Raw genomic sequence first — 11,730 nt, 5'->3', positions numbered from 1 at the left:
GTTGAAGCCAATGCACCGAAAAACCGATCTACCGCATTGGTTCTACTGGCGACGCCCTGCTCACCTCGCGACTAACCGCTGACGAAGCATCTTGCTTAGTGCAGCCAGAACCAAAGGTGCATCGTACTCCAGGCGTAAACTCCGGCCATGACGTCATCGATCATAATGCCAAAACCACCGGCGACGCGGCGGTCTGCCCAGCGAATTGGCCAAGGCTTGAACACATCAAAGATGCGGAACACCACAAATCCCCATAGCGCAGCCTCCCACGAAAAAGGCACCGCTGCCATGGTTAACCAATAGCCGACAAATTCATCCCACACAATGCCTGAATGGTCATGCACACCTAAATCATGTGATGTCTTATCGCATAGCCAAACGCCCACAATAAAAGCGACAAAGCAGATACTTAAATACCACCCTAGTGGTAAATCCGCCATCATCCAATAAAAAGGAATCGCAGCTAGGGTGCCAAACGTACCGGGTGCCCAAGGCACTGTGCCGCTGCCTAAGCCAAAGGCAAAAAAATGCGTTGGGCGGCGCCAGACACTTTTCGGTGCACGATTCATGGCGCTTCCCCACTAAAATGCTGCCAACCGGCATAGCCACTGACATAACCACTCAGATCACTCTGGTCAGAGGCACTAACGCCTAGCGTCTCGCAACAGTGACCAATCACCGTTAGCGTTAAACCTAATGACGCCAGACGCTGTTGGGCCTTGGCTATATCGTCAGCGCGTAACGTGACTAGCAGTTCATAATCATCGCCACCGGAAAGCGCTGCCTTCAAGGCCGCCTCCCGGCCCAGCATGCCTTCCAAGCCTTCCGCTAACGGCAACGCCTCCAGAGAGATTTCAGCACCTACCTGTGAGGCTTCGCGAAGATGCGCTAGGTCGGCCATTAAGCCGTCAGAAATATCCATCGCCGCGGTGGCTAACCCACGCAGTGCCACGCCCGCCGCCAAACGCGGTTCAGGCAGCAGGTAGCGGCGCAACAACGGGTGCGCCAAGTCACGCTCACCCTTATTCCAGAGCGCTAGCCCACCTGCCCCGCCGCCTAATGCACCGGTAACGGCAATCAGGTCGCCAGGCTGAGCACCGCTGCGGGTCAGCGCTTCGCCTACCGGCACTTCGCCCATGACAGTAACGCCGATGGCCAGCTCGCCGGAGGTGACATCGCCCCCCGCCAGCGTTGTAGCGTGCTGCTGGCTGAGGGCATGAAAACCACGGGCGTAGTCAGCCAGCCAGGCGTGAGCCGCGTCGTCATCGGCAAATTGATGCTGGTCGAAGGTTAACGCCATCAAACACCAACGAGAAACAGCGCCCATGGCCGCCAAATCGCTAAGCGCCACAGCCAGCGCACGGTGACCCACCGCAAACGCTGGGGCTTCGCGGGGAAAGTGAACATTTACGACAGAGGTATCAACGCTCACGGCCAGGTGCTGGCCCGCGGTCGGTACCAGTAGCGTGGCGTCGTCTCCACATCCAAGTGTGACGCCATTGGACGTAGCCGCCTCCTGCGACGACATGAAGTAGCGTCGGATCAAATCAAATTCGGCAAGCACAAAGGCCCCTTAAACGCATTGTCAAACCGCTCGCGTTCAGAGACGACGAGCGCTGACTTCGGCACTGCGCAAGCGAATCGCCAGCTTATCGAGAATACCGTTCACGTATTTATGGCCATCGGTGGCGCCAAATGACTTAGCCAGCTCAACGCCTTCATTAATCACGACACGATAAGGCACTTCCATACGTCGGGATAGCTCGTAAGCTCCCAGCCTTAAAATCGCAAGCTCTACCGCATCCAGATCTTCCAAGCGGCGATCTAACAGCGGCGAAATCTCACGGTCCAACTCTGCTTTAAAACGCACCGTGTTGTGAAGCAGCTCATGGAACAGCGCCTTGTCGGCGATTTCCATCACTTTCACCCAGTTTTCGTGATCTTCCAAGTCATCATCGGCAATCTGGCTTCGAAACTCGGCTTCAATGGTGGTGATGGATTTACCCGTCATGTGCCACTGATAAAGCCCTTGCACGGTTAACTCACGCGCGGCGTGGCGACTCTGCTGAGCGGCAGACGGTTTGCGCTCGCTCATTTAGCATCTCCTGGCGAAAGCGCCCGTAGTAAAGACACCATTTCCATTGCCGCCATCGCCGCCTCGGTACCTTTATTGCCCGCTTTCGTGCCCGCGCGTTCAATCGCTTGCTCGATGCTTTCAACGGTTAGCACGCCGTTGGCAATCGGGGTGTCAAATTCAAGCTGCAGGTGGTTAATCGCCGTGTTGCAGCCGCCGGCTACGTATTCAAAGTGTGGGGTTCCGCCGCGAATCACCGCCCCTAGAGCAATCACCGCATCAGGCTTCATCACTGTCAGCACGCGCTTAACCGCCAGCGGCAGTTCCCAAGCGCCCGGCACGTGAACAATGTGGATATGCTCAGCGTCAACGCCATGACGCGTCAAGCTATCGATAGCACCTTCTACTAAGCTATCGACGATATGGTGGTTAAAACGGCCGACCACGATGACGTAACGGCCATCGACATCAACAAAAGTACCTTCAACTTGAGAGAGGGAGTGCATCAATTTATTCCTGCTGAAAAGTTGGCTCATACGCCGTGTCATTAGGGCCAAGACGCTCAACGACTTCGAGATCAAAGCCGGAAAGCGCGGAAAACTTCCACGGTGAACTAAGTAATCGCATTTTACCCACGCCTAAATAGCGCAGTATTTGCGAGCCTGTGCCGATAGTTAAATAGTTGCCGGCGCCATCGGAGTCGCTGGTACGCGGCTGGCGAACGCGATCAAGGAAAATATCCAACTGATCCTTTAAATCCTGATGCGGCCTTCCGTCATCGATCAACACAAATACGCCGGGTGCTGAGCCGGCAATTTCTTCCAGTGCGCCGTGCGCATCCCAGCGACACTGCTCTCCTTTCATCAGCCCCATGACATCACGTAACGTATCGGTCAGATGCACACGAACCGTGGTGACCTCGTCGGCGGTAGGCTGGCCATTCACTAGCGCCAAATGATGAGCGCCCTGAATGCGATCACGGAACACATGCAGTTCAAGCTCACCGTGAGAAGTCGTCACAGAAGACGCTTCAATATGATCGACGGTCTGCTCATTGACGATACGATAATGAATCAAGTCTGCAATCGTACCGATTTTAATATCGTGTTTCTCAGCAAACGCCTCAAGCTCTGGGCGGCGCGCCATACTGCCGTCATCATTCATGATTTCACAGATAACGCCGCTGGGGTCAAACCCCGCCAGCGCCGCTAAGTCACAGGCGGATTCTGTGTGCCCTGCGCGACGCAGCACGCCCCCCGGCTCAGCCATCAGCGGGAAAATATGCCCCGGCTGAACAATATCGGACGGTTTGGCGTGCACAGCCACGGCGGCCTGTACAGTACGTGCACGATCGGCAGCGGAAATGCCGGTAGTGACGCCTTCAGTCGCTTCAATCGAAAGCGTAAACTTGGTGCCAAAACCAGAGCCGTTATCGCGCACCATTAGCGGCAAATTAAGTTGCTCGCAGCGGGCTCGCGTCATTGGCATACAGATAAGACCACAGGCAAAACGGGCCATGAAGTTGATATGCTCGGCCTGCACCTTTTCGGCGGCCATAATGATATCACCTTCGTTTTCGCGATCCTCATCGTCCATGAGAATCACCATTTTGCCTTGGCGGATATCGTCCACCAGCTCAGCGATAGGGGATAGCCCCCTAGAGGAGGAGTGCGCCATGGTATCTCCAAAAATGTTGTCGCGAAAGATGCTCGCGTTTGCTGCGATTTCGCGCGTCAGGGTACCTTGGTATCGTCACTGGCGCTAGTCGGCTGAGGGGAGGCGATAATGCGCCAGTCGCGCCCCACCGCCCGCATATCATGAATGGTTAAGCGCCGCTGATCGGCCATGCAGGAAAGCCCGGGCAGCGCAAACAGTGGCCGCGCGTCACCTCCTAGCAACGTCGGCGCCACGAACAGCTGCAGCTCGTCGACCAGTTCAGCATCAAGCATGGCCCCCGCGAGCGTCGCACCAGTTTCTACCAGCAGCTCATTAATCTGTTCATTTTCAGCTAGCCACTGCAGCATTAAAGCGAGGTCGATACGGCCGTCGCTACCGGCTGGCAATGCGTGGACCTCAGCGCCCGCCTGAATTAGTCGTTCGCGCTTTTCAACCAAGTGCTCTGGCGTGGTAATCACCAGGGTACGCCCGGGTTCGTTCAAACAGGCTGCGGCTAATGGCAAGCGTAGCCGAGTGTCTAAAATAACCCGCAGAGGCTGCCGACGAACCACGTCGTCAGCATTATCGAGCTGGAGCTGTTCAGCGCGAAGTGTAAGGCGCGGGTCGTCCATAATCATCGACTCAACGCCGCTCAATATCGCGCTAGACCGCGCGCGCAGTCGCTGCACTTGGCAGCGCGCCTCTGGCCCGGTAATCCACTGCGACTCTCCTGACCCCATCGCTGTACGACCATCTAAACTCATCGCCATTTTCAGACGCACAAAGGGCCGCTGAGCTGTCATTCGGGCAATAAAACCAGGGTTCAACGCGCGCGCTTCGCTCTCTAACAAACCCATCGCGACGTCAATGCCTGCCGCTTCCAAGCGCTGTAGCCCCTGGCCACTGACCTGAGGATTGGGGTCGACCATCGCAACAACGACACGGGCCACGTTGGCCATCACTAGCGCCTGGGCGCAGGGCCCGGTTCGGCCGGTGTGCGAACAGGGCTCCAACGTCACGTATGCCGTCGCGCCTTGGGCAAGCTCACCTGCGGCGTTTAAGGCGTGGATTTCCGCGTGGGGCTCCCCCGCACGCACATGAAAACCTTCGCCAACGACCTGTTCATCTTTAACGATCACGCAGCCAACCCGCGGATTAGGTTCGGTGGTGTAAAGCCCTTTATTTGCCAGCTGTAGCGCCCGCGCCATATGGCGGTGGTCGGCTTGACTAAAGACGGCACTCATTTCAACGGCTCGCTGCCGTCGCCAGGCTTGAAAGATGGCTCTTGAGACAATCGATCAATCTCGGCGCGAAACTCGTCCAAATCTTGAAACTTACGGTATACAGAGGCGAACCGGATATAGGCCACATGATCTAGCGTTTTCAGCGCCAACATGACGGACTCACCGATATCGCGAGCGTTGACTTCGCGATCGCCTCGCGCGCGCAGGGTTTGACGAATGCGCTCCACCGCCGCTTCAATGGCTTCTGCGCTGACCGGACGCTTCTCTAGCGCACGCAGTATACCGGCGCGCAGCTTGGCCTCATTAAAGCTTTCTCGTGAGCCATCGGATTTCACTACCCGCGGCATAACAAGTTCAGCAGTTTCGTAGGTGGTAAATCGCTCTTGGCAACTCGCACACTGGCGCCGACGGCGTACTTGGTCGCCATCGGCTACTAACCGCGAATCAGTCACTCGAGTATCGTTTGCACCACAAAAAGGGCAATGCATGGCGGTCAACCTGTTGTCAGCTCGTGTCAGCGGGCCCACGAGTTAGCGTTTAAACGCGGTATCTACCTCGCATTGTAGCGATTTGGCACACAAGCTGCAGCGTTTGTAGCAGATTGTTTATCAGGAGTCCGTCATGCCCCCCTTTGAGCAGACCGTCCACGGCTACCTCAGCCACCTTTACGGCCCTAGAGCTTGCGAGGTCCAGCGTCGTTTAAACCAGCATATTACGCACTTCCTGTCACTTGCCCCATTTTCGTCTACGGGCATCAACATTCAACCTAAGGACGCACCGTCTTGGAGCGAGAAAGATCAGTGGGTGATCAGCTATGGCGACTCCATTATTGAGGACGACCTGCCTCCGTTGGCCGTGCTCAGCGACTTTCTCCAAGCGAGGTTAGGCGAGCGTATCAGCGGAGTGCACGTACTGCCCTTTTTCCCGTGGAGCAGTGACGACGGTTTCTCCGTCATCCACTACCGGGAAGTCAATACCGATCTGGGCGACTGGTCACATATTCGCGAGCTCGCCAGCCATTATGATTTGATGGCCGATTTAGTGCTCAATCACGTCTCACGAGAATCGCTGTGGTGCGTAGATTATCTTAGCGGTAGCCTGCCCGGCCGCGACTACTTTATCGACGTTGATCCCAGTACCGATGTTTCTCAAGTAGTGCGCCCTCGTAGTAGTCCTCTGCTAGTGCCGATATCAACCCGTCGCGGCACGCGCTATCTTTGGGCAACATTTTCCGAAGACCAGCTTGACCTGAATTTTGAAAATCCGGATGTGCTGCTAGAGTTTGTGGGTATTTTGCTGTTCTACCTGGAGCAAGGCACGCGGATTGTGCGCTTGGACGCGGTGGCCTTCTTATGGAAGCGGCTGGGTACCTCGTGTATTCACTTGCCAGAAACGCATACCGTGGTGCGCCTACTACGGGCCATAGTGGATCACGTCGCCCCCGGCACGCTACTTATTACCGAAACCAACGTTCCTCATCAGGAGAACATCAGCTATTTCGGGCTAGAACGACTCCCCAAAGGCGAGCCCGATGAGGCGCACATGGTGTATCAATTTGCTCTGCCGCCGCTATTGCTACACACCTTAACCCGGGGCGAGACCAATACCCTGCAAACATGGCTAACTAGCTTACCCATCCTCCCCGATCACTGCACTTACCTGAACTTTACCGCTAGCCACGACGGCATTGGCGTGCGTCCGCTGGAAGGGCTACTGCCTGATCATGAACGTGATGCACTGCTGGAGCTCATGCATCGTTTCGGTGGCTTTGTCAGCATGCGCAGCAATCCTGATAGCAGCGATACGCCCTATGAGATTAATATTACCTGGTTCGAAGCCATGCGCGGCACCCGCCGTGGCCCTGACCCTTGGCAGATAGCCCGGTTTATATGCAGCCAAGCGATTATGCTGAGCTTACAAGGAATCCCTGCACTCTATATCCACACACTAACGGGCACGCTCAACGATGTAGAAGGCGTTGAACGCAGCGGCCGTCTGCGCTCGATTAACCGACGCCGCTGGCAGCGTAGCGAACTTGATCTACTGCTAGACAGCCCCTCCACGCCCACCCACGATGTTTTTCACGCCTTAAGTCGGCTGCTGGATCAACGCCGCCATGAGCCCTGCTTTCACCCCAATGCCGCACAGCGAACCTTGGCATCCGCGCCTGAGCTGCTCGCTGTGGAACGCGGCCCGCTTGCGGATGGCCGGCGCCTGCTAGCGCTGTATAACGTGACCGATACGCCATTTGCGCTAGAAAATGGCGGTGAGGCCGTCATACAGTCGCTAGGTAGGCACACCTGGCAAGCACTTGATTCCGATAATTCCTGGAATGTTGAGGGCGCTCTTTCTCCTTATGCGGTACGCTGGCTAATAGCCTACAACTAAGGATATAACCAAACGTGCGCTTACATTACCAATCCATCATCAGTGGCATGTTATTACTTGCAGGACTTGGAAGCACAGCTATCGGCTATGCCGACGACTTTCCTGCACCGATACAGTCTCTCGCCGACCAAGGCTTTGAAATCCATGGACAGTTTGATTCACCCGGCGATTTACGCGGCTATGGCGTGACGAGGCAGGGCCAGGAGATGGCCGCCTACTTAACCCCTGATGGGGAGCATGTCATTGTGGGTACGCTGATGGATAGTGAAGGCAATGACCTCACTGATGCGCAGCTAGATGAATATGTACGAGCACCGCTAGAAGCACAAACCTGGCAGTTATTAGCACAGAGCCACTGGATTCAAGACGGTGACACTAACGCCCCCCGCGTAATTTACGTTTTCACCGATGCCAACTGCCCCTACTGCCGCCAGTTCTGGCAAAACGCTCGCCCTTGGGTAGAAGCCGGCGATGTGCAGTTGCGCCATATCATGGTGGGCATTCTAGCCCCTGACAGCCCGGGCAAAGCCGCCGCTATTTTAGGTGCCGACGATCCCGCTGCCACGCTGAAGGCACATGAAAGCGGTCAGCAAAGCGTTGAAGCAAGCGCCCAGCCACGGGATATCGAAGAACAGGTATATGCCAATAATCAGCTGTTTGAAGAGCTAGGATTATACGCAACGCCAACCAGTGCCTTTCAGCGTGAAACAGAAAACGGCACCGTTCGCATCGATCGTATTCAAGGCCTGCCTAACGATGAACAGTTGGTCGACATGATGGGCAGCGACACGCCTTAAGTGCCACGCTCATGATGAGCGTGGCACTTGGCCTGAGACTATACTTTTCCCTGATTATCCAACTCTACCGCTTCGTGCATGCGGGCCAGCAGGTCAGGCACAGCCGCCTGAACACGGTTCCAGCTAGGAATAAAGGGCCGCTCACGCGGGTTATCCATAAACAGATTGCCCGCTTCGAGTAGATTGCTGGCGAACAGCTCAACGGCCTGCTCTTCCGTATGCCGATCTAGGCTTAATCCATTCATCGTCGCATCGTGATCGTAGGCCTCAATTAAATCTAATGCGAATCGGTAATAGGTTGCTTTGAGGGTACGAAAGTCTTCGCTGCTAAAGGTAATGCCCTGGGTCGCCAATTTGCGATAAAGCGCTTTTGAAATATCCAGGCTCATGCGATTTAAACCGCCATCAGGATCATCTTCGCTGACCGGCTGATGCTTGTGATCATAGGCATCAGCAATATCCACCTGGCATAGTTGACGCAGGGAATAGTTGCGCTGTAATTCAGACAAAACGCCAATTTCCAGCCCCCAGTCTGCAGGTATACGAATGCCCTCCAACACGTCACTACGCATGGCGAACTCACCCGAGAGCGGGTAGCGAAAACTATCCAAATAGTCCAGGTAAGGCAGCGGTCCACAGACGGTTTTTAACGCTCGCAACAGCGGCGTCACTAATAGCCGTGAGACGCGGCCATTCAATTTTCCCTCTGCAATACGCGGATAGTAGCCTTTACAAAAACGATAGTTAAAATTCGGATGAGCGACCGGATACATCAAACGCGCCAGCAAACCCCGCTCGTAAGTCAAAATATCGCAATCGTGTAGCCCGACCACCGATGACCGCCCAGATGCCAATACGTAGCCTGCGCAGTACCACACATTGCGCCCTTTGCCTGGCTCTAACGCACCCAACCCGTGCTCTTCTAGCTCCGCATCCAAGGCACGTAATCGTGGACCATCATTCCACAAAATACGCGTATGTTGAGGCAGGCGAGAGAAAAACTCCTTCGCGTATAAAAACTGCTCACGATCAGCCCGATCCAAGCCGATAACAATCTCATTGAGATAAGGCACTTTCACTAACTCATCAACAATTGCCGATAATGCGGTTCCTTCTAATTCCGAAAATAACGAAGGCAGGATCAGTCCCATTGGACGTCGGCGTGAAAATTGGCATAGCTCCTGCTCTAACGCCCCTACTGGGCGTCGAGTAAGGTTGTGAAAATCAGTAATAATGCCGTTTTGATGAAAGTCGCTCATATGTTTGCCTTCCTTAGAGGGTTAAATAACGGCATCACATGTGGTCGCCGCGACTAAACGGCATTCGTCTCGCCCCCAAAAATGGGCCACCCCCTCGGCCCAGCCAGTCGGCCCTGCTGATTGCGTGCGATATAACGACAGGCTGTTGGGCTCAACAATCAAATTATGACAACCGCGAATAACCACAGCTTGATCGACGGCTTCCAGCATCGTGATATCGTTGGGCCCGTCCCCCAGGCCAAGTGAAAGCGGCGTACGCCCTCTTAAGGCGCTAAACCGCTTAATCAACCACTCCACCGCGCTACCTTTGTCGGCAGTGCGTCCCATGACATGCCAAAAACGCCCGCCCTGGGTCAACGTCAATCCATCACCTTCCAAGGCCGCGCGGAAGGTATCCAAGGCAGCCGCGCTGTCTTGCCATAACAGTGGCTCGCTGCCTTCTCGCTGACGTGCATCGCGGACACGCGCTTCGTCAAGCCCGGTAAGCTCTATCACCTCTAAAACGCTCATCTCACCCATACGCGTAAAGCGGCATCCTAGCCGTTCGCGCCACACCTTGAGACGGGCACGAATAAAGCCAATATCGACCCCCGGATGTTTGATCACCACACCATCGCGCCCACTGCCCGGGCGATCTAAACGTGCATGACACCAGCCAGGCGGCAGGCCAATGACCGCGCCATTTTCAGCAATAAAGGGCGTTGCAGTGAGACCCAGCGCTTCGCGTAAAGGGATTAGCTCGGCACGGGTTTTACTTGTGACGGGGATTACCGGCACTCCCATCTGTTTTAATCGGGCAAGCCACGGCGCAGCGGGACTGAAGTCATAGCTGTGGTGGTCTAATAGCGAGCCATCTAAGTCGGTGACGACTAAGCGAGGCTGCAAAGCAGGATCTATATAAAAGGCTGGCGCTGAGAGATGATTGGATTCAGGCATGGCACTACCTCGTTTCAGTCTTAACGCATAGTCAAGACGTCGTGTCTGGATTACCAAGCTTATAAAGCAAATAACGCGCCAAAAACGATAAATGCTAATGTTGCAGTGAGTTACATATCACGTGTATAGCGACATTGCGCTCAAGCCAATGGCAGCACCAAAAAGCAGCACCGTGAGCGCACCAAAAAAGCGCCTAGACAAATTGGCGCGTGCTGCTGTCTTCCAACGGCTGTGTGGCTGATGCACAGTGGTGCTAATAACCTGTCCGCTGCATCTAAGCTAAACCTTTCTAAAGTGATGCATTCAAGCAAAATGCGCGCTAGCATACTCACCGAACAAATGACTGCCGAGTGAACCCTTTCCCATCAGGCGCTATCCAACAGTCAGCGTAATTGGTTATTTCAGGCCTTTGATCTAAATAGCACGCTCGCAGCTTGTTAGAGGGCAAAGGGGGCTGGTAAAGCCATCTATCCCAATCGTCAAATATGTAAAGGTTTCCCCTATGGGTCGTCAACGACAGACTGTTAAGCAGTTTATTATTGTGATTGCTAGCCGCGTCATCAAACTGGCCGCCAATATCACCAAAGTGCTTTGCTATCCTTTTCACGCTGCCTTTCCTAACAAGCGCTTTACGCTGCCAGCCTATGCGCCGCCGTTGCTGCAGCCCACCGCCAAGAAGGTGGCAATCCCGCAGATTATTTGGCAGACCAACTTTACTGACAAAGTGACGCTGCCTGTTTATCTCAACTATTTATTTAATCGCCTGATGGCCCCACGTTTTGAATATCGCTTTATGGTGACAGAAGCTAGGCACCTATTTATTGCGGATCACTATGACAGTGAAATCACTCAAAACTATTTGAAATTACAGATAGGTGCCGCACAGGCTGATTTCTGGCGGCTGCTGGTGCTACAAGAATATGGCGGCGTTTATTTAGATATCGATGCCCATGCTATTTGGCCGTTAAGCGACACGTTAGCCAGGAATACCGATGAGTTATATGTCGTCACGCGGCGCGGGGATTTCAGTAATTACTTTATTGCCAGCAAGCCTCAAAACCCGAATCTCGACAAATTAATCAATCAGGTTAATAACAATATTAAAGACAATCAGCTCACTAACGTATTTGAGCTAACCGGGCCAGGCGTGTTCAATCAACTGCTAAACATACAAGAGGTACCCACGGTTTCTTACCGTCATGCCTGCAATCAAGGCAGCTTTACTAACGAGCACTTTCAGTACATCGATAAAGCAGCGGGCAAGTGGACCAAAGAGCAACAAAAAGTGAGCATTGTTCGCCAAGAAGAACCGTAAATATCTAAGTAAGAGGCCCTGAATTAACAGGGCCTCTTTTCACATACGTAGTAACGTGACG

General features: G+C 54.2%; 12 protein-coding genes. 3 read left to right on the top strand and 9 right to left on the bottom strand.

The features are described 5' to 3' along the window. Nucleotides 1-95: 95 nt before the first annotated feature. The 7 genes from ACTH5D_RS04310 to nrdR are packed head-to-tail and all read right to left on the bottom strand — an operon-like array spanning nucleotide 96 to nucleotide 5,462. A complete protein-coding gene (locus ACTH5D_RS04310) occupies nucleotides 96-569 on the bottom strand; it encodes a phosphatidylglycerophosphatase A family protein (RefSeq protein ID WP_441668684.1) in 474 nt (157 codons plus the stop codon). Continuing rightward, nucleotides 566-1,564 carry a thiamine-phosphate kinase gene (gene thiL / locus ACTH5D_RS04305; protein ID WP_427028406.1) on the bottom strand — a complete coding sequence of 333 codons (999 nt, stop codon included), beginning with the start codon at nucleotides 1,562-1,564 and terminating at the stop codon, nucleotides 566-568. Before thiL ends, ACTH5D_RS04310 begins: the two co-directional genes overlap by 4 nt. Nucleotides 1,565-1,600: 36 nt before the next feature. Next, nucleotides 1,601-2,095, bottom strand: coding sequence for a transcription antitermination factor NusB (nusB, locus tag ACTH5D_RS04300; protein ID WP_441668682.1), 495 nt, complete (start codon nucleotides 2,093-2,095; stop codon nucleotides 1,601-1,603). Next, nucleotides 2,092-2,580, bottom strand: coding sequence for a 6,7-dimethyl-8-ribityllumazine synthase (gene ribH / locus ACTH5D_RS04295; RefSeq protein WP_441668680.1), 489 nt, complete (start codon nucleotides 2,578-2,580; stop codon nucleotides 2,092-2,094). The genes nusB and ribH overlap by 4 nt, the downstream gene beginning before the upstream one ends. A gap of 4 nt (nucleotides 2,581-2,584) precedes the next feature. Next, a complete protein-coding gene (gene ribBA, locus ACTH5D_RS04290; RefSeq protein ID WP_441668678.1) occupies nucleotides 2,585-3,751 on the bottom strand; it encodes a bifunctional 3,4-dihydroxy-2-butanone-4-phosphate synthase/GTP cyclohydrolase II in 1,167 nt (388 codons plus the stop codon). A gap of 56 nt (nucleotides 3,752-3,807) precedes the next feature. Next, nucleotides 3,808-4,974, bottom strand: coding sequence for a bifunctional diaminohydroxyphosphoribosylaminopyrimidine deaminase/5-amino-6-(5-phosphoribosylamino)uracil reductase RibD (ribD, locus tag ACTH5D_RS04285; protein ID WP_441668676.1), 1,167 nt, complete (start codon nucleotides 4,972-4,974; stop codon nucleotides 3,808-3,810). Further along, nucleotides 4,971-5,462 (bottom strand): transcriptional regulator NrdR, encoded by a 492-nt coding sequence (gene nrdR / locus ACTH5D_RS04280; RefSeq protein WP_441668674.1) that lies wholly within the window; start codon nucleotides 5,460-5,462, stop codon nucleotides 4,971-4,973. Before nrdR ends, ribD begins: the two co-directional genes overlap by 4 nt. A gap of 133 nt (nucleotides 5,463-5,595) precedes the next feature. On the opposite strand from nrdR, the gene ACTH5D_RS04275 reads away from it, so the two are divergent. After that, nucleotides 5,596-7,362, top strand: coding sequence for a sugar phosphorylase (locus ACTH5D_RS04275; protein WP_441668672.1), 1,767 nt, complete (start codon nucleotides 5,596-5,598; stop codon nucleotides 7,360-7,362). A 47-nt stretch (nucleotides 7,363-7,409) separates the two neighbouring features. Then, nucleotides 7,410-8,159 (top strand): thiol:disulfide interchange protein DsbG, encoded by a 750-nt coding sequence (gene dsbG, locus ACTH5D_RS04270; protein WP_441668734.1) that lies wholly within the window; start codon nucleotides 7,410-7,412, stop codon nucleotides 8,157-8,159. A gap of 38 nt (nucleotides 8,160-8,197) precedes the next feature. On the opposite strand, the gene ACTH5D_RS04265 is transcribed toward dsbG, so the two are convergent. Continuing rightward, entirely contained in the window at nucleotides 8,198-9,418 is a 1,221-nt protein-coding gene (locus ACTH5D_RS04265) for a glycosyl transferase (RefSeq protein ID WP_441668670.1), read from the bottom strand. Between the two features lie 21 nt (nucleotides 9,419-9,439). Then, nucleotides 9,440-10,354: an HAD-IIB family hydrolase gene (locus tag ACTH5D_RS04260; protein WP_441668668.1), complete on the bottom strand. Its 915-nt coding sequence runs from the start codon at nucleotides 10,352-10,354 to the stop codon at nucleotides 9,440-9,442. 502 nt (nucleotides 10,355-10,856) lie between these two features. Between ACTH5D_RS04260 and ACTH5D_RS04255 the strand changes: the two genes are divergently transcribed. Beyond that, nucleotides 10,857-11,669: a glycosyltransferase family 32 protein gene (locus ACTH5D_RS04255; protein WP_441668666.1), complete on the top strand. Its 813-nt coding sequence runs from the start codon at nucleotides 10,857-10,859 to the stop codon at nucleotides 11,667-11,669. Nucleotides 11,670-11,730: the final 61 nt, after the last annotated feature.

Source organism: Halomonas sp. (genome assembly GCF_052095695.1).
In the GTDB taxonomy this organism is placed as follows: Bacteria; Pseudomonadota; Gammaproteobacteria; order Pseudomonadales; family Halomonadaceae; genus Vreelandella.
Note: the sequence above shows the minus strand (reverse complement) of the source record. Positions and strands in the feature narration are given on the sequence as shown.